The 22,386-nt window shown below is 46.3% G+C and carries 20 protein-coding genes; 11 read left to right on the forward strand and 9 right to left on the reverse strand.

Annotation, left to right across the window (positions count from 1 at the left end):
- Positions 1 to 96: 96 nt before the first annotated feature.
- Complete coding sequence (locus QUA83_RS26060; RefSeq protein WP_333296838.1) at positions 97 to 1,425, forward strand: WD40 repeat domain-containing protein; 1,329 nt, start codon at positions 97 to 99, stop codon at positions 1,423 to 1,425.
- Positions 1,426 to 1,587: 162 nt separating this feature from the next.
- Positions 1,588 to 2,142 carry a Uma2 family endonuclease gene (locus tag QUA83_RS26065; protein ID WP_333296840.1) on the forward strand — a complete coding sequence of 185 codons (555 nt, stop codon included), beginning with the start codon at positions 1,588 to 1,590 and terminating at the stop codon, positions 2,140 to 2,142.
- Positions 2,143 to 2,237: 95 nt separating this feature from the next.
- Here QUA83_RS26065 and trpE read toward each other — a convergent pair whose 3' ends face one another.
- From trpE to QUA83_RS26100, 7 genes are all read right to left on the reverse strand, one after another.
- On the reverse strand, positions 2,238 to 3,785 hold the full coding sequence (gene trpE, locus QUA83_RS26070; protein WP_333296842.1) for an anthranilate synthase component I: 1,548 nt from the start codon (positions 3,783 to 3,785) through the stop codon (positions 2,238 to 2,240).
- A gap of 118 nt (positions 3,786 to 3,903) precedes the next feature.
- The gene (locus tag QUA83_RS26075; protein WP_333296843.1) at positions 3,904 to 4,767 is read right to left on the reverse strand and encodes a GNAT family N-acetyltransferase; all 864 of its coding nucleotides are present in this window, start codon (positions 4,765 to 4,767) and stop codon (positions 3,904 to 3,906) included.
- Positions 4,768 to 4,940: 173 nt separating this feature from the next.
- Positions 4,941 to 5,366 carry a photosystem I reaction center subunit II PsaD gene (locus QUA83_RS26080; RefSeq protein WP_333083226.1) on the reverse strand — a complete coding sequence of 142 codons (426 nt, stop codon included), beginning with the start codon at positions 5,364 to 5,366 and terminating at the stop codon, positions 4,941 to 4,943.
- A 299-nt stretch (positions 5,367 to 5,665) separates the two neighbouring features.
- The gene (locus tag QUA83_RS26085; RefSeq protein WP_333296844.1) at positions 5,666 to 6,166 is read right to left on the reverse strand and encodes a peptidoglycan-binding protein; all 501 of its coding nucleotides are present in this window, start codon (positions 6,164 to 6,166) and stop codon (positions 5,666 to 5,668) included.
- Between the two features lie 884 nt (positions 6,167 to 7,050).
- The gene (locus QUA83_RS26090) at positions 7,051 to 9,039 is read right to left on the reverse strand and encodes a DICT sensory domain-containing protein (protein WP_333296845.1); all 1,989 of its coding nucleotides are present in this window, start codon (positions 9,037 to 9,039) and stop codon (positions 7,051 to 7,053) included.
- Between the two features lie 643 nt (positions 9,040 to 9,682).
- A complete protein-coding gene (locus tag QUA83_RS26095; protein ID WP_333296846.1) occupies positions 9,683 to 9,994 on the reverse strand; it encodes a DUF2973 domain-containing protein in 312 nt (103 codons plus the stop codon).
- A 158-nt stretch (positions 9,995 to 10,152) separates the two neighbouring features.
- Entirely contained in the window at positions 10,153 to 10,482 is a 330-nt protein-coding gene (locus QUA83_RS26100) for a DUF2605 domain-containing protein (protein WP_333296847.1), read from the reverse strand.
- Between the two features lie 410 nt (positions 10,483 to 10,892).
- Between QUA83_RS26100 and thrS the strand changes: the two genes are divergently transcribed.
- From thrS to QUA83_RS26145, 9 genes are all read left to right on the forward strand, one after another.
- Positions 10,893 to 12,722: a threonine--tRNA ligase gene (gene thrS / locus QUA83_RS26105; RefSeq protein WP_333296848.1), complete on the forward strand. Its 1,830-nt coding sequence runs from the start codon at positions 10,893 to 10,895 to the stop codon at positions 12,720 to 12,722.
- Positions 12,723 to 12,831: 109 nt separating this feature from the next.
- Positions 12,832 to 13,623 (forward strand): DUF4058 family protein, encoded by a 792-nt coding sequence (locus tag QUA83_RS26110; protein ID WP_333296849.1) that lies wholly within the window; start codon positions 12,832 to 12,834, stop codon positions 13,621 to 13,623.
- 32 nt (positions 13,624 to 13,655) lie between these two features.
- Entirely contained in the window at positions 13,656 to 14,456 is an 801-nt protein-coding gene (locus QUA83_RS26115; RefSeq protein ID WP_333296851.1) for a DUF4058 family protein, read from the forward strand.
- Positions 14,457 to 14,632: 176 nt separating this feature from the next.
- A complete protein-coding gene (locus QUA83_RS26120) occupies positions 14,633 to 14,851 on the forward strand; it encodes a DUF3285 domain-containing protein (protein ID WP_190662634.1) in 219 nt (72 codons plus the stop codon).
- A gap of 206 nt (positions 14,852 to 15,057) precedes the next feature.
- Positions 15,058 to 15,594 (forward strand): rRNA maturation RNase YbeY, encoded by a 537-nt coding sequence (ybeY, locus tag QUA83_RS26125; protein ID WP_333296852.1) that lies wholly within the window; start codon positions 15,058 to 15,060, stop codon positions 15,592 to 15,594.
- A 212-nt stretch (positions 15,595 to 15,806) separates the two neighbouring features.
- On the forward strand, positions 15,807 to 16,268 hold the full coding sequence (locus tag QUA83_RS26130; protein ID WP_333296854.1) for a diacylglycerol kinase family protein: 462 nt from the start codon (positions 15,807 to 15,809) through the stop codon (positions 16,266 to 16,268).
- Positions 16,269 to 16,445: 177 nt separating this feature from the next.
- Complete coding sequence (locus QUA83_RS26135; RefSeq protein ID WP_333054712.1) at positions 16,446 to 17,033, forward strand: aminodeoxychorismate/anthranilate synthase component II; 588 nt, start codon at positions 16,446 to 16,448, stop codon at positions 17,031 to 17,033.
- A 389-nt stretch (positions 17,034 to 17,422) separates the two neighbouring features.
- Positions 17,423 to 18,205 carry an MBL fold metallo-hydrolase gene (locus QUA83_RS26140; RefSeq protein WP_333296856.1) on the forward strand — a complete coding sequence of 261 codons (783 nt, stop codon included), beginning with the start codon at positions 17,423 to 17,425 and terminating at the stop codon, positions 18,203 to 18,205.
- A 165-nt stretch (positions 18,206 to 18,370) separates the two neighbouring features.
- On the forward strand, positions 18,371 to 19,000 hold the full coding sequence (locus tag QUA83_RS26145) for a fasciclin domain-containing protein (protein ID WP_333296857.1): 630 nt from the start codon (positions 18,371 to 18,373) through the stop codon (positions 18,998 to 19,000).
- 138 nt (positions 19,001 to 19,138) lie between these two features.
- Here the strand turns inward: QUA83_RS26145 and QUA83_RS26150 are convergent, their stop codons facing one another.
- Positions 19,139 to 20,074, reverse strand: a complete 936-nt coding sequence (locus QUA83_RS26150) for a cobalamin-binding protein (protein ID WP_333296858.1) — start codon at positions 20,072 to 20,074, stop codon at positions 19,139 to 19,141.
- A 112-nt stretch (positions 20,075 to 20,186) separates the two neighbouring features.
- On the reverse strand, positions 20,187 to 22,386 hold a 2,200-nt coding region (locus tag QUA83_RS26155), incomplete at its 5' end, for a phospholipid carrier-dependent glycosyltransferase (protein ID WP_333296859.1).

Raw genomic sequence — 22,386 nt, forward strand, 5'->3', positions numbered from 1 at the left:
TGCTTTATATTCTATCATGCTCTTCGTATTTGTGAACCTTCTTTTTTGCTGTTACCCCTATTTATTGAGCGGATACTTGTTGAGGGCTTTGTAAGGATGAGTGAGTTTAAACAAGAGTTAGGGAAAATGTCGCGGGAAAAGCGACTTTATACTTTAGAAAGTCTGACAAAGCATTTAGTAGAGAGTGGGCAAGGGGAAAAGCTGCACCAGTTGTTAACGGATTTCGATTTTATTGAGGCGAAACTGGATGAGTTGGGGGTTCAAGCGTTACTTGAGGATTATGATTTAGCGACAGATTCTAATTTGTTGCGTGAGCAGGATCAAAGTAGAGATCTCTACTTGATTCCATACGCACTTCGCCAGTCAGCGCCAATTTTAGAAAGGGATAAAACGCAATTAGCAAGTCAATTATGGGGGAGATTGCTTGCTTTTGAAAATCCTGAGTTTCAGAGGATGTTGGAACAAGCCAAGCAGTCGAAAAATAGTCCTTGGCTGCGGCCTTTGAGGGGGAATTTAGTAGCGCTGCCTTTTGGAGGATGTGGGCTTCTGCTCGGCGGCAATCATAGCGGGGTACAAGCAGTGGCGATCGCACCCGACGGCAAACGAGCAATTTCGGCTTCATCGGATAAAACCCTTAAAATCTGGGACACAGACACTGGCAGAGAACTGAGAACTCTCACCGGTCATACTGGCTCGCTAAGGGGAGCCGCGATCGCACTGGATGGCCTGAGAGCGATTTCGGCTTTAGACGATAACACCCTAAAAATCTGGGACACCGAGACAGGTAGAGAACTTCAAACCCTCACCGGTCATACTAACTCGGTAAGGGGAGTCGCGATCGCGCCCGACGGCCTGACAGCGATTTCGGCTTCAGACGATAACACCCTAAAAATCTGGGACTTGGCCAGTGGCAGCGAAGTGAGAACGCTCACTGGTCATACTAACTCGGTAACGCAAGTCGCGATCGCACGCGACGGTCTGACAGCAATTTCGGCTTCAGACGATAACACCCTAAAAGTCTGGAATTTGCTCAGTGGAACCGAACTGAGAACTCTCACCGATACTGGCTATGTATCTGCAGTGGCGATGGCACCCGACGGCTTCATAGCGATTTCGGTTTCACAACTTAATACGCTGAAAATCTGGGACACAGACAGCAGCAGGGAACTTCAAACCCTCACCGATCATACTGAGTTGCTATGGGCAGTTGCGATCGCAGCCGACGGCAAACGAGCAATTTCGGCTCCATTGGATAACACCCTAAGAATCTGGGATCTGCCTAGCGGCAAAGAAATTGCTAGTTTCAGGGGAGATTATTGGTTTAATTGCTGTGCGATCGGGCCTGATGGGGTGACAGTGGTAGCGGGGGATTTACCAGGCCGGGTACATTTCCTGCGATTGGAGGGAGTTAGCGGCGGGGGATAGGAGTTTTAAGTGCGATGGAGTTGGCGGGCGATCGAGTCTTCAACGGACTTTCCTTGGGTTTTGTTGGTGTAGACGCGGTTTCAACCGCCCGGGGTGAGCGAAAAAATTCGGTTCATAGGTGATCGCGTATAAAATCAGAATAAAAACATAGGAGTAATCGCCGTGAGCGTCACGACTGTAAAATGGACGGTTGCAGACTACCACCGCATCATTGCAGCCGGCATTCTGGAAGGGCGAAATGCTGAATTAATAGATGGAGAAATAATCGAAATAGCTCCCGAAAGAGAATCTCATGCTTACTCTAGCAATGAGGCTGGAGAGTACCTAATTTATTTGCTGGGCGATCGGGCTAAAATCCGCCAAGGTAAACCGATTATCTTGCCGCCAAGCAACTCCGAGCCACAACCCGATATCGCTGTAATTCAACGTTTGGGACAAGATTACCGAGAACATCATCCCTATCCAGAAAACATCTTTTGGCTGATAGAATACTCGGATTATACTCTGAGCAAAGACTTGGGAATCAAGAGCAAGATTTACGCGGAAGCCGGCATTTCTGAGTATTGGGTTGTCAATTTGCGAACTATGGAATTAATAGTATTTCGAGAGCCTACCAATGAAGGATATCAATCGAGAGAAACTCTGACTCAGGGTAATATTAATCCGCTGGCATTTCCTGATATTGCAGTTTCGGTCGCTCGAATATTAGGGGCTTAGGTAAATTGGACAATAATGCAATAATTACTGCTGTTTCTCGCCGTTTATTGTTACCAGGCAGAGCCTGGTAACAGAGATCCAGAGGCTCCGCCTCGCTACTTCAAACAACGAATTGCCTCCAACATTCCCCTGGCTTTATTGAGCGTTTCTTCATATTCCATATCCGGGTTAGAATCGGCCACCAAACCAGCACCTGCTTGCACAGAAACCGAATGTTTATCGCCTCCTTGAGAGCGAACAACCATAGTCCGAATAGCGATCGCACTATTCAATTGTCCCTCAAAATCATAATACCCGTAAACCCCAGAATACGGCCCCCGGCGGCAACCTTCCAACTCGTGCACAATCTCCATCGCCCGAATCTTCGGAGCACCGCTAACGGTACCCGCAGGAAAACCAGCTTTCAACAAATCCCAAGCTGTCTTATCCTCAGCCAATTCTCCCACCACATTGCTCACAATGTGCATGACGTGAGAATAACGCTCAATTTCCATTAATTCGTCAACTTTTACAGTACCGTTTCGGCACACTCTGCCTAAATCGTTCCTGCCCAAATCAACTAACATGACGTGTTCCGCAATTTCCTTCGGATCTTGCAGCAATTCAGCAGCCAAAGCATCATCTTCTTGAGGAGTTTTACCCCGGCGGCGAGTGCCGGCGATTGGCCGCAAAGTTGCTATCTTTTTGCCATCAGCAGTGTTTTCCGCCTTCACCATAATTTCGGGACTCGAACCGATAATCTGCCAATCTCCGAAATGAAAATAAGCCATGTACGGAGAAGGATTAATCAGACGCAAAGAGCGGTAAAGTGCAAAAGAATCGCCACTGTATTCAGCCTCTAGTCGCTGCGAAATAACTACTTGAAAAATATCTCCGGCTTTGATATAATCCTTCGCTTTTAAGACATTGGCACAATACTTTTCACGGGTAATATTGCTAGTGTAAGCCAATTCTGTATTTCCGGTTGTGGAACGGGCATCATGCCCGTTATTGGGAGGTGTCCATTCTATGAGAGTAGATTGCCGGGAAAGCGGCGATTGCAGCTTCTGAACTAACTTACCAACGCGATCGCACGCTTGCTGATAAGCATCGGCCAAATCAACGCCAACCTCGCGCAAATCCGCATAGGCGACGGCCCAAATTTTCCGCTTCACCTGGTCGAAAATCAGCAAATTATCCACCTGCATCCACAACCCATCCGGCAAATCATTCTCGCTGGCTGGATGCACAGGAACTCGCGGTTCTATCCACTTAATTAACTCGTAACCCCAAAAACCAAATAGCCCGCCAATTCCCGGCGGTAACTGTGGCAATTTGACCGGTTGATAAGACTCCAAACATTCAGTTAAAGCTACAAACGGATCGCCCGTAAATACTTTTTCGGAACCGTCGCGGTAAACTTGAGTTGTGCGAGATCCCCTTGCCTCCAAAATCCACAGCGGATCGCACCCCAAGAAACTATAACGCCCAAGTTTTTCCCCACCTTCCACCGACTCCAGCAGAAAACTGTAAGGTTGACCCGCACAAACCCGATACCACGCAGACACCGGCGTATCCAAATCAGCAACCCATTCTTGATACACGGGTACAAAATTGCCTTGTTTCGCCAGTTCCGAAAATTGTGAGAAATCGGGAAATATCATATATATCAGAAGGAAGAAGGAAGAAGGAAGAAGGAAGAAGGAAGAGGGAAGAGGGAAAAAGGAAAATGCAATCTTGGCAATAATTTCAGCGATTAAAAGCGTCCTAACCGTCTTGGGTTCAATAAACAAAAGACGGAAACCAACATCCCTCCGGCGATCGATACTCGCCAAGTGCCATCACCGCCATCGGCTTGAGGGCGCGCAGCCCCTCTTGCAAGCACCAACGAAACAAACTTGCGTACCTCAGCGGCAAGTGAAAAGCCAGCAATTGATCGGAACTGTACGCTGCAGCCCCCAAGAGCAAAGCCTGCATATCGGCTTCAGTTTCCGCGACGCTGTGGCCCAAAGCCGACACCGCACAAGTATAAGCCACAATCCGACCTTGTTTGCAAGCAACCCAAGGAGAAAAGAAATTCAGGGCGTACTCAATATCGCTAGTTCGATCGCACCCGCACAGTTTTTCGCACAAAGCCGCACATTCACCAACATCCTCACTTGTCATCGGCCGCACCTCAAACCCATGCGGAGGCTGGCTGCGAAACTTCCCCTCCATTAACACGAAAGGTTCCTTCACCTCAAAACCCAAAGAAGCGTACAGCGACAGCGACGCCATATTAAAAAAAGATTCCTGAACCAAACGGATGCCCACAGCATCCTGTCCGCGTTCCAGCAAAGCTTTCATGATTTCCCGTCCCGTGCCGCGGCCTTGAAAAGTGCGATCAACACTGACGGGCCCGATACCACGAATCGGGCTGCGTTCGTCCATAAACCCGCAGCCGACAACCGCACCCTCACTCTCGGCTACTATGCCAAAAAACAACGGACTTTCGATCAGAAGACCAATAATTTCAGTTGAAAACTCCAGCGTCGGAAAATCTGTAGGGAATTGATGGCGATCGGAAATACCTTTAAAAGCTTCATAATTAATGCGGGCGCAAACATCGATATCCTGATGAGTTGCTCCCCTGATTACCAGATTCATGGTTAATGTAATTATTAATTTTTATTAAATTTTAATCGCATTTGAAGTTTGCAGTGGCGATTGGGCGATAAAGAAAAAGCTTCTGCCGTCCAAGCGCTACTACAAACTAGAAAATGCAAGCTGAGCTTTTCAGGAAACACTACCCGAAAATAGCTCAGCAATTCGCTCAAAACCTAAACTTCGTAGGTTTTTTTACCAGTGAACTTGACCTTAATCGGATTGGGATTGCTGCCAATATTGCGGTCAATCTTACCGTTGTAGGGACGACCTTCGTTCACCTTCTCAGGGAACACGCCATCCTTGGGATGCAGGTACTCATTAGAACCGTCGGGAAACACGCGGTAAATTTTGTAGTTCGAGATTTTGAATTTAGCCCGCAGTTGCTGGCCGCCCAAAGCGATGCACTGCTCCTTCCGGGGCAGATACAGCAAGTTGTCGCCTTGACGCATGATTGCAGCGCCGCCTGTAGGCATTTCAAACACCTGTTCCTTGGGGCTAGTCCAAGTGATCGCGTACTTCTCTTCAACTAGCGCCTTGGTCAGCAAGCCGCCGGTGCTGCCGCCGAAAAGAGGGGGTTGTCCAGTGAGTTCTTCTGCCATAAACATATCCAAAGGATTTTTACGGCATCGTATCATCATGACGCGACACTGCTGTCGAAATTGTAAGGAAAGTTAACAGTTTTTTGGCGATCGATCTCTTCTGATAATTGATAATTAGTAATTAATAATTGATAATTGGTAATTTCCACCAAAGTTATAAAACAAAATTAGGCAGCACGAATTCCGAAAAGATAATCAAAAAAAAATAGCAATTATTCTGGTGCTTGTGGGGCACCAGAATAATCGCATATTCTCCCAATTTCTCCCCACACACGATCGAACAATTTACCGCGTCAACCCTAACTCAAGAACCAATTAGGGTCATAGCCGCGGGGAATTTGGCTCAAAGCAGTCCAAGTTTCTTGATTAACAATCCCATTGACCTGAATCCCAAAGCTTTTTTGAAATGCGCGAACAGCTTTGTCCGTCAAAGTAGCAAAGTCGCCGTCAATTTTACCGCCATAATGCTGGGAAATTTTGAGAACTTCCTGAACAGTAGCGACTGCTTCCCCAGAACTGCCGAATCTGAGTACCGGCATATTAACTGGAGCTCCAGTATAAAGCGCCTGCCAAGTCAGCGGCCCGACAATGCCGTCGGGCGACAAGAAAACCCGAAACTGAAACAGTTTCACAGAAAATTCAACTGCTTTGTTAAAAATTCCTTTAGCAGGGTGCCGATAAAGTTGCAACTTGGTTAGCAGTTGTTCGAGTTCCAATACCGCTTTACCTTGAGAACCTAATTGTAGCTGTGGCTTTTTGGCCATAGGTTGAGTAGATTTCATCTGAGTTGTAGGTGACATAATCGATTTTCCTAATCTCTAGGTTTGAGTATTCTTATGGAAAAAAAGTTTTTCCGGGCGAAATATTTGCATTCTCAATTTTTCACGAATCAACACTGGCGTCGGCAGTGCCTCAACAGATTCGAGCGACTTTTACCATCTCGCGAGTTGTGGACAGGAGACTTATACCATTTTAGATTTGAGATTTTAGATTTTAGATTCGGCATGACTGATTACTATGGGGGTTTGCAGCTTACCTACAGTTTGATTCTTATTTTAAACTGATATTAATTTTCGGCAGCCTCCCTAGGTATTCTGTCGCCAAACCGGGTTTAAGACGGTAAGCGCATCCTGAATCTGCTTTGATACTTTCGATTTTAAAGCTGAACACCGCGTGGCCACATCACCTTTAAGGCTGATCTCACAGGGTGAGGATTGAGGCTGATATCCTTTCCGTTTGCATCGGAATTATTCATCTCTCTCTTCTCTTTCTCTGCGAGCTCTGCGTTCTCTGTGGTTAAATCCTTCCGATGCAATCGGCATTAATATTAGTCGTTAAGTCCGACAGGGTTTGAAACCCCTGCCTCATAGCTCAAGTCGTCTCAAGACGACTGTAGATTAGTATTTAATATCAAGTCCGGCTTAAATAGCCCCTCATATCAAATTTGTTAGCAGCGGATTTGATATCATTCCGGCGCAGCAGGATTTGATATAACTCGATCGATACTTGGGCGCTCAGACGCCCACCAACCCGGTTTTTTACAGTATATTCCATGTAGATGTAGATGTAGATCGCGAGCAACCGGGTTTCGAGCAACAGAATCAGTAAGGATGCAAGAATTGTAAAGAAACCAGGTTTGGCGCGGTGTACTTCATAAACCTTGAATACGCTGTATCAATTGAGTCTAAACAGTGGGAATAGTAAAGTGAAATTCACTTCCTCGGTCTTTTCCTGCGGAATCTACCCAAATTTTACCGCCCCAGCCGGCAACAATCTGTTTGCAAATTGCTAATCCTAAACCGGTACCGCCGGCGCTGCGGCGCAAAGCTCCTTCTTCTTGATAAAATCGATCGAACACTACTTTTAAACTGTTCGCCTCTATTCCCCTCCCCGTATCGGCTACGAGCACCTCCACCATCTGAGAACCGTTGTATTTCGCTTGCACTGTCACGCTTCCTTGAGGTGTGGTGAATTTGCAAGCGTTGTCTAGCAGTTTGGAGAGCACCTCCACCAACCACTCTCCGTCAGCTTGCACTAAAGGCAATTCTGCGGACACCTCGGCGATAATTTCCGGTAACTGTTGATCGACCGTGCGCGATCGCACGCTGCTGAGGGCTAAATCAACGCATTCTTGCAGCGTCAGCGATTCTACATTCCACTGGACTCGCCCACTTTCTAAGTGAGAAAGAGTTAAGAAATCCTGCACGAGTTTCCGCATTCTATCGGCATCGCCCAGGGCTGTTTCTAACATGATTTGCCGCAATTCTGCAGGCATATCTGGTTCGGAGTTCAAACTTTCCAAACAAACTTGAATCGTAGAAAGAGGGGTGCGGAGTTCGTGTCCGGTGATGGCAATTAGATTGCTGCGAGTGCGGTCTAATGCTTCTAATTGTTGGTTAAGCTCTTCTAAATGAGCGTAGGTTTCTGCTTGAATTAAGGCTGCTCCGAGTTGGGTGGCGATCGCCTCTACTAAAGCAATTTCGTCTTCTTCCCAAGGCAAAACCGAGCGACACTGGTGCATTTCCACCATTCCCAAAACCCGCCCCTGATAAAGCACTGGCACCATTAACCAAGAGACAATTTGCCAATTTTTTACAGTTTTTTCCAGAAATTTTGTATTGACAATCAGTGGGTGTTGTGATGTGTCTTGGATGTAAACTCGCTCTTGCCGCGCCACCGCGTCGCTCCATATTTGATTTTCCTGCAACAGCCAAGTCTGATCCAGCATGGAACTAGCGCCGGGAGACAAAAACTCGCGATCAATTTTGACCGCCACATCTGTGGCCTTGCACCGATAAATCAAACACCGGCTTGCCGACAGGGCAGTGCCGAGTTCTTGGACTGCAACTTCGACGATTTCTTGTGGGTTGAGAGACTGTCGCATTGCCGTGGTAATTAAGTTTACCAGGCGTTCTTTGCGTTCCTGAGCGGCGATCGCGCTGTATGCTTTGAGCAGTTTGTGCTGGCCTGCTTGCAAGTAGGTGACTAAGCGTTCGGTAAAAGCATCGCTTAATTTTGGATTGGGAATTTTTGATTTTTTCCCCCTACTTATGTCGGGTTTGGTGGCTTTTGAAGCGGCGGATTTCCGCGTTTTTTTCGGGGTTTTGAGCTTGTAAGTAGTTCGCGCTCGATCGATCTTTTCGGCCAATTCCGGGCGATAATTGACAATTCTATCGAGCAACAATGCGGCAGCTTTGGAGCTGACCTCGCGATCGAACGTCCAAATTCCTTCAAATCTGCGAGCTTGATCCATCAACAGTGGCCCGCGATCGTCCTGATTGTCGATCGGCACAATTTTTTCTTGACAAATCAAGCAAGTTGAGTAGTGTTCCCCCAGTACCACTAAGTGCCACTCTTTACTTAATCCGTCCTCCGGTGCAAACGCCACAGTTTCGTGACACTCGGAAGCATTTTTAAAGTCAGTTTCCGGTGCTGCCAGCACGTATACCTGAGACGAGCGTGAGGCAATTCGCCGGTAGCGGTGAGCTTCCTGGCGGTAGAAGCGCTCTCGCTGAAAGCTGGCAATGACTAGCGGTTCGTCGTCGGAACCCGCCAAAACTAAGTCTTCCATCGCGTGAGACAAGGCTGTCATGGAAGATTTGAAATAAATTTGTGCCCGCAGTTGGGGCAAAGCTTGCAGAAGTTCTGCCAGTAGCGAAATAGGGACGATCATCTAGCCTTAAACGTGCATTTTTGCCGATGACAAAACAGGATCGATAGGAGGTTTAGAGCGATCCCTTTTCAGTATCTGATACATTGATGCTTCATAACACGACTGTTTAAGTCATATCATGCTAGCCATATCATTTAGACGAATCTAAGCAGAGGTATGCCTCCAAGACCTTGAGTTCATCCCAAAGTCACCTGTTTTTACCTCTAGGTTTTGACGCCAACTCATCTATTCAGGCTTCGATTCGGGCGTTAGCACTCTCACCATTCAGACTTGTTAGGCACCGCTTCCGGATCTCTTGCATTATACTATTCTTGAGCTATTTGATATCAGTGCCATCTGTATCGGTTTTTGGCGAACCGGTTTTTGGCGATCGATCTGGCTAATCGGCAATTAAACTTTCAAAAATCACAAGTAATTGGCCATTAGCTAAAAACTAACGGCCAATTATTTTGAGGACTTATATCCAATCTGGTTAGATTCGGAATGATGCCAAGGATGATCGGAAAATTATTATTCCGATGAAGCGCGGAAACGATTTTCACTAAAATCTATGAAGAAAAAGGGTTTCTGACACCTAGCTTGTAAGTCCTATATTTTTTTTGAGGCATCGCGCCTAAGTATAAATGCTGCGGCTGTGGTTGTATTAGGCTAATTCGCCCCCTTCGTCGCTGCCACCCGGAGATGATTTGTAGAGAGCATCTAATTGTTCGCGGGCGTCTTGGACAGTCAGCGAACGCATCACTAACAGCGGCTCATTGACAACATTTCCGTATTCATCTAAAAGTTCTGGATGCGGTACCGATTGAGAGCGAGGATAGGATGGGTAGGGATTATTTGCCCTGAACTGTTGAGGGCGCTGGGACTCCATACCAACGGTGACTAGACTGCGGATTAAGTTACCGACTGCCAGAAAGGCAAGAACGGTAAAAGCTAAAATATAAAGCAGGTGCAACATTATCTTCTCCTCCGGGCTAAACAGCCACACAGCAATTTACAAAAGTGTTTCAGCAAGTAATAACTTATTAACTGGAAATCTGTTTGAGGTTGTCAAGTGGGCCGCCACATTTCCCAAGGTTGGGGATTTGACTGCAAGTTTAACTTGAACTCGCTTCCTTATTTTCCAGGGGGAGCTGACTGCCATGAGCGAAAGCGTGCCGATACTTGCCAGCATTCGGCGAGCAGTCTGTGCCACGGCATCAGTGCTGTGGTTTCAATCCCAACTTGACCTTCGGTTGCTTGAAATAGAGCTTTAGCTGCGCCTACTTCTTGCTGAGCCTGTTTGACTCGCGCCAGCAAGTCAGATTGATCCTCGTCGCTGAGAAAGGGAATTTCCTCAGTTTCTAAGAGCTTTGCCGATCGATCGAACCAGTAATTAAAATCCTCTAACAGCGGTTCCAGTAACGCTTTGAGCAATTCTGGCTCGGGCAAATTGGAATTAAGCATGGATCAAAATTGGGTTATTTATCTATTATAGTCTTAGACGGTCTTTACAAATTTTAACATATTTTTAACAAAAATTCAATAATTTAACAACAATTAGCAGGTGGGTGGGAATAAATTTAACTGTGCCAGCAGCGATTTTTGAGTCGAAATCCCAAAATTCTGCCAAATTAGTTGGCGAGCTCACGGGTGGTTAGAAAGCGGGTTTTTTCCGGCAATACTTCGTTACACTCCACCAAAATAGTAAAAAATTAGGTTTCTGAGAGTCCGAGTGCCCCCCGCACCAAACCTTGCAACCATCAGGGCCGTTGCTGTAATTTCCCAGGGTGTCCCCCAACCTGAAATCGGCGCTTACTGCCCCAATCTGAGTAATATAGAAGCAACTGCCACTAAATTAATTGCTAATTCAGCCGATGTCTAGCTCAGAATCCATGTCCGTTCAAGAAGAGTCCGTTAAGATTGAGTTGCCCCGCACGAGTGAGTCGGAGGCACTAAAAAAAATTCGCCACACCACCTCCCACGTTATGGCGATGGCGGTGCAGAAGTTATTTCCCAAGGCGCAAGTGACCATTGGCCCTTGGATTGAAAACGGTTTCTATTATGACTTTGACACTCCCGAACCTTTTACGGAACAGGATTTAAAAGCCATTAAAAAAGAGATGATCAAAATCATCAACCGTAAATTGCCTGTAATTCGCGAAGAAGTCAGCCGCGAAGAAGCGGAACGCAGAATTAAGGAGATTAATGAACCTTACAAATTAGAAATTTTAGAAGGTTTGATTGAACCAATTACTCTTTACCATTTGGGCGAGGAATGGTGGGATTTGTGCGCTGGCCCTCACTTAGATAATACCAGTGAGTTGAATCCAAAGGCGATCGAGCTAGAAAGCCTAGCAGGCGCCTACTGGCGCGGCGACGAAACCAAAGCTCAGTTACAGCGCATTTACGGCACTGCTTGGGAAACCCCCGAACAATTAGCAGCATACAAACACCGCAAAGAAGAAGCATTAAGGCGCGATCACCGCAAATTAGGCAAAGAATTAGGCTTATTTATCTTTGCCGATCCAGTTGGGCCGGGTTTGCCTTTGTGGACGCCGAAAGGCACTGTTTTGAGAAGTATTTTAGAAGATTACTTGAAACAAGAACAAATCAAGCGCGGCTATTTGCAAGTGGTGACTCCCCACATCGCTAGAGTCGATTTGTTCAAAATTTCCGGCCACTGGCAGAAATACAAAGAAGATATGTTTCCGCTGATGGCGGAGGATGAGGAAGCGGCAGCAAACGAACAGGGTTTTGTGATGAAACCCATGAATTGCCCTTTTCACATTCAAATTTACAAAAGCGAATTGCGTTCCTATCGAGAATTGCCGATGCGCTTAGCGGAATTCGGCACAGTTTACCGCTACGAACAATCGGGAGAATTGGGCGGTTTAACGCGGGTGCGCGGCTTTACGGTGGATGATTCCCACTTATTTGTCACGCCGGAACAGTTGGATGCTGAATTCTTGAATGTGGTGGATTTGATTCTGTCAGTCTTCAAGAGTCTGCAACTGAAAAACTTTAAGGCGCGTTTGAGTTTCCGCGATCCGAACAATTTAGAGAAATACATCGGTTCCGATGAAGCTTGGGAAAAGGCTCAAGGTGCAATCCGCCGCGCGGTGGAAACTTTGGGAATGAATTATTTTGAAGGAATTGGGGAGGCGGCTTTTTACGGCCCGAAACTCGATTTCATTTTCCAAGATGTCTTGGATAGAGAATGGCAATTAGGAACTGTTCAGGTAGATTACAATTTGCCTGAACGTTTTGATTTGGAATACGTCGCTGAAGACGGCACTCGCAAGCGTCCGGTGATGATTCACCGTGCTCCTTTCGGTTCTTTGGAACGCTTAATCGGGATTTTGATCGAGCAGTATGCGGGCGATTTTCCGCTGTGGTTGGCGCCGATTCAGGTGCGGCTGTTGCCTGTCAGCGCCGAGTTTTTGCCGTTTGCGAAGGAAGTGGCGGCGAAGATGAAAATGCTCGGAATGCGCGCTGAAGCTGATGAGAATAGCGAGCGTTTGGGCAAGTTGATTCGCAATGCTGAGAAGGATAAAATTCCGGTGATGGGTGTTGTGGGTGCGAAGGAAGTTGAGGCGAATAGTTTGAATATTCGGACTCGTGCTTCTGGGGAGTTGGGGGCGATTTCGGTTGATGAAGTGATTGGGAGGTTGCAGGCGGCTATTAGTAGTTACGGCGATTTTTAGGGGATTTTAACCGCCGATGCACGCGGATTAACGCAGATGATAGTTTGATATTGTCTGCGTTTTTTTTATAGAGCTGCTAAAATAGTAGTGGTAAACGGGAAGTACGCTCATGCCTAATCCTTTTCCGGGGATGAATCCTTATTTAGAACATCCTGATTTTTGGCCAGAAGTCCATCATTTACTGATTAGTGTGATTAAGGAGTCGTTAACTCCGCAATTGCGCCCTAAATACCGCGTCGCTATTGAAAAGCGAATTTACGAAATCAAAGGTGAAAATTCTCTATTAGTAGCGATTCCTGATGTCTCTATCCAACAGAAACGCCGTCCCACAAGTGCGATCGCATCTAATGCTGTCGCCGTCGCTTCCCGAACTGTGCAGCCTTTAAAAGTGAGAATCCCAGTGTCGGAAGAATTTAGGGAAGGATATTTAGAAGTAATCGATATGGCAACCAAGGAAGTTGTCACCGTTCTTGAAGTGCTTTCGCCTGCAAATAAACGCCGGGGGGAAGGTCGAGAAAAGTATGACAATAAGCGTAATAAAATATTTGATAGCAGTACCCATTTAGTCGAAATAGACTTGTTGCGGGGTGGGGAACCTTTGCCAGTTTTCGGACATTCCTATAAAAGCGACTGCCGCGTTTTAGTCAGCCGCAGCAATCAACGCCCGATCGCAGATTTATACTTATTTAACCTTCCCGATACAATTCCTGCATTTCCCTTGCCTTTGCGTCCAGAAGATGTAGAGCCTGTTCTGGATTTACAGGGGCTGATTAATCAAGTATACGATCGCGCCGGTTATGATTTTGAAATTGATTACACAGCCGATGCAGTGCCCCCGCTGTCAGAAACGGATGCTGTTTGGGCCGATTCTCTGTTGCGAGAGAGAGGGTTAAGGGGATAATACAAGTAGGTAAATTAACAGGAGTTAAATCAATGACTAATCCATTTCCAGGGATGAATCCTTATTTAGAAAGTCCTGAATTATGGCCTCAAGTACATCACTTGCTAATTAGTAGCATTTTTGAATCATTAGTGCCGCAGTTGCTGCCCAAATATATCGTCGATATTGAAAAAAGAGTTTATGAGCTTAGCGGGGACAATTCCCTATTAGTGGGGGTTCCTGATGTGACTGTGCAGCGTTCTCCTAGTCCAACCAACCCTACTTCTTCTAATGTTGCAGTTGCTGCACCGCCTGTGACAGCTTTGAAAGTAAGACTGCCAGTACCTGTGGAATTTAGGGAAGCATATTTAGAGGTAAGAGATACAGCAACTAGGGAAGTTGTGACAGTGCTTGAAGTGCTGTCACCTGCCAATAAGCGCCCTGGCAAAGGGCGAGAAATGTATGAAGCAAAGCGAGAAAAGGTGTTTGGTAGTCGCACTAATCTGGTTGAGATTGACTTGCTGCGAAGTTACCAACCTCTACCAGTTTTTGGTAACGATATTGAGGCAAGTTATCGAATTTTAGTGAGTCGGGGAAATCAAAGGCCTTTGGCAGATTTGTACCTTTTCAATTTACCCGATATGATTCCTGCATTTCCATTGCCTTTGCGCGCGGGCGATGCGGAACCGATTGTAGATTTACAAGCGTTAGTGAATGGGGTTTACGATCGCGCCGCCTATGACTTTAGAATAGATTACACCGCCGCACCCGTACCTGCACTGTCCGAAACTGATGCTGCTTGGGCGGATGCTTTGTTGGAGGATAGAGGGCAAGTAGATTCTTCCCTGGTGTAGGGCGGGTTTATGATAATTTTTGGCGGTTTGTGATGTCACAGAAGTGACCCCTACACCAATATAGGGTGGCGGCGATCGAAAAACTCAAAACAGCTACACAAAACGTTACATATTTGTTACTATCGGGGCGAGCCTGTCTTCAGCAGCGCCTCTGTTAACCTTCTAAACTAACCGTTATGAGTCAACCTCCCTCAGCAATTCCCGCCTCGGAAGAGTCCGCCGAAACCCCGACAGCGCCGACAAACAACGCACCTCCACCGAGTTATGTCAAGCTGGCGATGCGGAACATGGTTCGCAAGCGGGCGACTTCTCTGTTTCATTTTGCTTTGACAGCCGCCGGACTTTTAGGCGTACTCGTCGGTTTGGCTTTTCTCGATCGCTATTTCAATTCTTAATCGAGGATTCCAACAATCAGTCTCTAATTTCGATCTCTAATTTCATCTTTCATAAATAGGCAATTAAGCTGATTGTTTTGCCTGCCTGTTGCAATCTCTAACAGATTACTGTATCTTGCCACCAACAGCAAAATCCCCTGCCGTTCGATCGCGCAATTGGAATTTGTAAAAAAATTGAATATGTTCCTTGACAGGAGAGCAAAAAAATGTTAATTGAGGTGAACGTCGAAGACTGTTACGGGCTCGCCCAGCAGTCAGCCGACGCTTCCAACCTCCCTGAGAGTGCAGCCAGCGGGGAGATTTCAGCCGAAACCTGGGAAAATTGGTTTAGCGTTTGGCTGGAAAACCAGGAAGAGTATGTGCCAGTCGCTCCGGGCTACGAAGTCAGTCTGCGTTTAACCGCCGATACGGAAATGCAAGCCCTCAACCTCCAGTACCGCCAGCTCGATCGACCGACCGATGTACTAGCTTTCGCAGCTTTAGAGGTAGACTGTCCTCAGCTAGAAGAAATGCAGTCATCTGAACCCCTATACTTGGGTGATATCGTCATATCGATCGATACAGCTAACCGACAAGCCCAGCAGCAAGGACATCCCCTGAAGACCGAACTAGCTTGGCTGGCAGCCCACGGTTTTTTGCATCTTTTGGGCTGGGATCACCCGGATGAAGAAAGTCTGACTCAAATGCTCGATCGACAGGAAACATTGCTGCGGGCGATCGGTCTTACGATCCAAACAGCATAACTGAAGTTGATGGTGATTTAACAAATCATGTCAAGCCCAACATAACTTTCTGAAATTAAACCAGAACTTTAGTAAAAACTTAGAAAAGTTACCTAGACTTGATGAAGTTAATTTGAAAAGTTTAGCTTTCATTCATCTCTGTAAATTAAAGTTGGTTCTTTATGACACTAGATAGACCCTCAATTTCATCACAAATCGCACAGTTCCTGCCCATGCCTCAAGACTCTTCTAGCCAGACAGTCCACGAGCCTAAAACAGCCTTGAAATACAACCGAGAGCTATCCTGGAAAATCGCATCTAGCTTAGCTACCAGTTTTAGATACGCTTGGGGGGGCCTAACTTATGCTTTTGAAACTCAGCGCAATTTTCGGATTCACACTGTTATTGGCACTTTGGCGATCGGACTCGGCCTATTTTTGCAACTGAAACCTGTAGAAATATCTGTGATCGGCGTCACCATTGGCATAGTTTTAGCAATGGAACTGTTGAATACGGCGATCGAATCGGTGGTAGACTTGACAGTCGGGCAATCTTACCACGAACTAGCCAAAATTGCCAAAGACTGCGGTGCCGGAGCGGTTCTGGTATCGGCAATGGCTGCGATCATCGTCGGTACTGCACTTCTGCTTCCTCCTTTGTGGGCAGTCGTTCAAATTGCGATCGCCCGTCAGTAACTTATGGGGCCCAGAAAATTTTAGGTTTTAGATGACAAATTTGAGATTTTTAGTTTTATTCGTCTATATTGCAGCTATTTTTATCTTCGGCATCTATCTAAAATCTTGAAACCCTTGCTTTCAGGGAGCGAGTTAACCTAAAATCTAAAATCTAAAACCTAAAATCTAACTTAACCCGTGATTATAGTCATCGATAACTACGACAGTTTTACATACAATTTGGTACAGTATCTAGGAGAACTCGGTGCCCAGTTGCCTGTAGCCAGCGAAGTGCAAGTCTACCGCAACGACCAAATTTCCTTAGCAGAAATTCGCCAATTACAGCCGGCAGCAGTGGTGATTTCTCCAGGGCCGGGACGGCCGGAAGATGCGGGAATTTCTCTGGAATTAATCAAAGAATTGGGCCCGACTTTACCAATTTTAGGCGTGTGCCTGGGACATCAAAGTATCGGTCAAGTATTCGGCGGCAAAATTGTTTCTGCACCCGTGTTGATGCACGGCAAAACTTCTCAGGTAGAACACGCAGGAGTCGGAGTTTTTCAGGGCGTGGAATCGCCGATGATTGCAACTCGCTATCACAGTTTAGTAATTGAAAAGCAGAGTTGTCCAGAAGTGTTAGAAATTACGGCTTGGGTTGAAGACGGAACTATTATGGGCGTGCGGCATCGGGAATATCCGCACATTGAAGGTGTACAGTTTCACCCGGAAAGTATTTTGACGACTTCGGGAAAGCAATTATTGCGAAATTTCTTGGAAAGGCTTTAGTTGAATTTCTATGAATTTGTAGGGTTCGCTCTCATAAGCTGTCGCGCATTTAAATTGTATATTCAGGGCGGGCGGGACGCCCAACCCCTACTCCCCACAAGACTTTGATTTTTTTTGACATACAATTTAAAGGCCGCAACAGCTTAGCACCTTACGGTGAGATTAGGGTAAACATTTTCGCACCTGAACCGCCTCAAAAAGGATACAAGCCCCCCACTCCTGTCGTGGTGAACCCCAAATTTTAGACTCCTGTTCGAGATTCCAGATTCAATGCTGCAAGTAAATCTAAAATCTAAAATCTAAAATCTAAAATCTAAAATCTAAAATCGACTGACGGTGTTTTGTGGTATAACAACAAACGACCAACACCCGACAACCCTAACCACAAGATGAAACGGCGACAATTAATACGTTACGCACAGACGGGTTTGCTAGCAGCTTTAGCAACTGGTTTACCATCTGGATGGGAAAGCTATCAAGCTCAAACTGCTGATTCTTTGTCTGTTCAGTGGTTGGGGCACACTTGCTTCTTGTTCGCCGGAGGCGGTGCGAGGGTGCTGGTGAATCCTTTTCGCCCCCTGGGCTGTACGGCAGGCTATCGCTCTCCTAAAGTACCAACAGATTTGATTCTGATTAGCAGCCGGTTGCTCGATGAAGGGGCGATCGACGGATTTGCGGGCAATCCCGGCCTTTTGTACGAGCCAGGGGCTTACAGGTCTAACGGACTGCGGATTCAAGGGATTCGGACGGAAAAAGACCGTGAGGGAGGAAGGCGATTTGGGGTCAATGTGGCTTGGCTGTGGCAGCAAGCGGGCGTTAAGATTTTACACTTGGGCGGAGTTGCTGGCCCGATCGGCATTGAAGAACAAATCTTGATCGGGCGGCCTGATGTAGTGCTGATTCCCGTGGGCGGCGGGCCGAAAGCTTACACTCCGGCGGAAGCGAAGCAAACTTTGCAACTTCTCAAACCAAAGATGGTGATTCCGACACATTTCAAAACCCAAGCCGCCGATGCTGCTGCGTGCGATTTGGTGCCGCTAGATGAATTCTTGGCGCTGATGGAGGGTACGCCGGTGCGCCGATTGAATAATGACACGATTTCGATCAAATCTGCGGACTTACCCCAAACTGGTTCGGTGATTGAGGTTTTGAGTTACAGATTTAGCGGTTGATGCCAGATTTCTTAGGTTGCGTTATATTAAGGAAGTTTTGGTCGATCGGGGATGCAAGAGAATTTTCTCTCTATCTTAGCCTCTGGCAACCTTGCCTTTTGTCGAGATTTGGCTAACATAACAATTCATGTTCACTGTTTTATCTCATAAGGAAATGCAAGCGCAATGAAAAATCAAAATTTACCTAGCTGGATGAAACAACTGACAGGTTTCGCAGGAGTAATCGGCGCTAGCGCGTTAATCGGTTTCCCGGCTTGGGCTCACATCACCTCCAATACCAATGTTGCTAATGCAACTCAAACTTCACAAGTTACAGGAAATGTGAAAACTGCTGCTTCACCGGCACCAACTGGCACTTCACAGGCACCAACTGCCGCTGCTAAGGATATTATTGGTATTGCATCGGGCGACCCTCAATTCAAGACGCTCACAAAGGCTTTGGGAGCAGCAGACTTGGTTGCAACTTTACAAAGAAAAGGCCCTTTCACTGTTTTTGCACCGACAGACGCGGCATTTGCTGCTTTGCCAGAAGGAACTGTGGAGAATTTGCTCAAACCGGAAAACAAAGCCCAACTTACTAAGATTTTAGCTTACCACGTTGTTCCTGGTTCGGTTTTATCTACTAGCCTAAAATCCGGCGATGTTAAAAGTGTGGAAGGCAGCGCGCTGAAGGTGGGAGTTAACGCAGGCAAAGTTACTGTCAGCGGCGGTAATGTTGTGAAAGCTGATATCAAAGCTAGCAACGGCGTTATTCACGTAATTGACAAGGTTTTGATGCCGCCCGATGGGATGTAAAAATAGCCGTTTTTGCATCAATTGATGTCAGATTCGGTTAAATGAACGGGAAGTAAGGACACAACATTGTTGTGTCCTTATTTGTATCGCAGGCAATTCCGAATTAATATATATCAAGCTTTAGCTAGTTGCGGGTACTTACAAAAATGGCTGCCAACCCTTACCGCGATGACCAAAATCGAAGATTTCGGGATGGAGAATTTCTGCTAAAATTTCTAACGAATCAACCAATCTCGGCCCCGGCCGATTAAAGTAAGAATTGCCGTCAGTTATGTAAACTTTCCCAGTTTTTACTGCTTGCAAATTAGCCCATTCTGCGTATTTAGTTATCTGCATTGCTTCGCTGCGAGTTCGGCTTAAATCAAAGCCGCAAGGCATGAAAATAATTACATCGGGATTAGCTTCTACTAGCGATTCCCATTTTAACCAAGGGGAATGTTCCCCGACAATTCCAAATAGCGAATTGCCTCCCGCCATTGCGACTAATTCGGGAATCCAGTTACCGGCAGCCATCAAAGGTTCAATCCATTCGATGCAGGCTACTTTGGGCAGTCTCTCTTTTGTGGTAAGAATAGATGATGCTTGTGTTTTCGAGGTAATAGCATCGATGCGGGATTGCAAAAGGTCGATCGCACATTTGCCATCTACGCCCAAAGCATCAGCAACTCGCTGAATATCCGTCCAGATTTCTGCTAGCAGATTCGGCTGCAAAGAAATAATTTCCGGCTTGCTATTTACCAGGGTGCTTACCGCTTGTTCAACCTCTGTTAGAGAACAAGCGCAAACTTCACATTGAGCTTGAGTAATAATGTGAGTCGGCTGCAATTTTTCCAAAGTATCTATTTCTACTTTATACACGCTGAGGGCATTTTGCAACAATTCGGTCACGCGGTTGTGAATTTCGCTGCTAGTTCCTTCGGGATTGAATTTAGGCTGAGTGCAAACAGGTAAATTTTGGATTTCTGGGGGATAGTCGCATTCGTGGGAACGGCCCACAATTGCATCGGTTAATCCTAAAAGTGCTACAATTTCTGTGGCACTGGGAATTAGAGAGACAATTCTTGGTTTGTTCATTGGTTTTCTGTTTTTTACAGATTTATCAGCACAGGCTTTACAGATTTATCAGCACAGGCTTTACAGATTTATCAGCACAGGCGGGACGCCCGTGCCACAATAAAAGGGATTGTTAAATTTTTAGTTTTTTTAAGTATTGCAAATCTTGCCATGCTTGAATGAGATTACCTTGCATCAGAGCCGCTACACCGTTTAAAATTCTAATTTCCGGTAGGTTGGAGTTGAGAACGAGAGCAGGTTTTAAGGCTGTTTGAGCGGCTTTGGGATGCCAGCCGTACAGGTGTACGAAAGCGAGATAGGCGTAAGCGTAAGGGTTTTTTGAGTCGAGTTGAGTGACTTTTTCTAAGGCTGCGATCGCACTTTCGACATTCTGCTGCAATACCCTAGAAAATGCCAAAGCATAAGCCAATTCTAAATTATTTGGTTCCTGTTTCAACCGATATTCTAACGCTTGTTCCGCTTGCACGGTATAATCTTGAATTGGATCGTACTGATTGATGCGCCCAATCTGCTCGAACACGGGTTCTAAACCTGGCAATCCTTTGGGTAAATTAACCGCCATCGCCCGCAATTGAGTCACCAAATCTAACTCAGGCTTATCTGTATTATCATCGTTTCCAGGCTCTTTATTCTCGTTTCCAGGCTCTGCCTGAGAACGCATATCCAGAGGATCTGCCTCGATTTTAACACTAACTGGCGGCACATTAATCGGATAAGTTTCGCCGGTTTTCCGATTTAGATAAGTAGCTTGCAGATTGTAAGTTCCGGGTGCAATATTAGCAGGAGGAAGCATCGCCGTGCGATCGACAACTCGAAACCCCACAGCAAATTTATCCGCTTCCAGCATCCCCGGATGCAAAGTCCCCTGGCCGATCGCGCGATCGTGTAAAATCCTGAAAGTCTGTCCCGGTGGAATATTGCCAGACTGCTGATTTTGCCACGTTACCAACACTAAACCAGACTGCAACTGCTGCCAAGGCCCAGACCAAGTATAAGTAACCGGCAGCGCGACTCCGGGAACTGCTTTTGCAGCGACAGTAACTCGATCCAATTGTACTTGCGATCGCGCTTCATTCAACGGCTGTATTTCGACAGGCTGCACTCGCTTCCGATAAAGATTTAAATTAGTATAATCTGGCAAAATCCAAGTTTTATCTAACTCAAATTTATCACCTTTTTCAATTGCCGTTACTGCTGCATTTTGAGCTTGTTTAATTCGTTCGCGAATCGAACCTTGCGGGCCAGTTTTGGTTACGAACCAAGAGAGCGATCGCACATCTTGCGGCACTTCTTTTAAATTCGTTCCCACCTGCCGCCCGTAAACCTGAAAATTAGCCAAAGCACCGTAATAATTCAAATTATGCTGGTTAATTTCCGGCGTCGAAGGCAACACGCCTAAAGTAGATTGCAAATAAGGTTCTCTATCAACAATTTCGGCAATTACCTCTCGGTGCGGCCACTCTTTCCCCAAGTAAGGATAGTGAGAATTGCCGGGACTGATAATTTGGACTAAGCTATGTCCAAAAGCACCTCCCAGCGGCCACATATGGAACAGCATCGCCAGAATTGCCAAGCCAATTGTACCCCAGCGAATTTGTCGTCCCCACCGAGAAGGCCACAGCGTTAAACAGTAGGCTAAGAAAATAGATAAAACTGGCAAATAAGGTATACCATATCGGTCGTCTTTGTTGATATTTAAAGAATTAATTAAATAAGCTCCTACCCAGAAAACAGCCAGCCAGCGACAGGAGTTGAGATCAAAGATGGACGTACTATTTGGCCGGCGACGCCAATAAAGTATCAATCCTACTAAGGGAATAAGTAACAGAGGCCAAGAAATGTGTTCGGGTAAGTGCTTACCGTAGTAAATCCAAGCGTCGATCGTATTGATGGCCGGATCTCCTTCGGCGATCGCAGAATCCACCGTTGCGCGTTTTCCCCCGGTCAAAATTAACAGCCAATTGGTTTTCGCCCACGGCCCAAACACCGCCACCGACAGCAACAAAGCACCAGTTAATTGACCTAATCTTCCCCAAGCTTTTTGCCGCACAGCACCCACAGCCAACCACACAATCGGGGTAAACAGAAATAATACGGTAGTGTGTTTAACTAATATTGATAAACCGAGAGAAATCCCAAACGCGATCGCCCAAAAGAAAGACGACGGCGAGAGTGAGGGAGTGGGGGAGGGGGAGAGGGGGAGATCCGGAGAATGGGGAAAATCTTCCTTGATTTCTCTTCCTTCTTCCTTCTTCCTTCTTCCTTCTTCCTTCTTCCTTCTTCCTTCTTCCTTCTTCCTTCTTCCTTCTTCC

Origin of the sequence: Microcoleus sp. K1-B1, assembly GCF_036704705.1 — a bacterium.
GTDB lineage: Bacteria > Cyanobacteriota > Cyanobacteriia > Cyanobacteriales > Microcoleaceae > Microcoleus.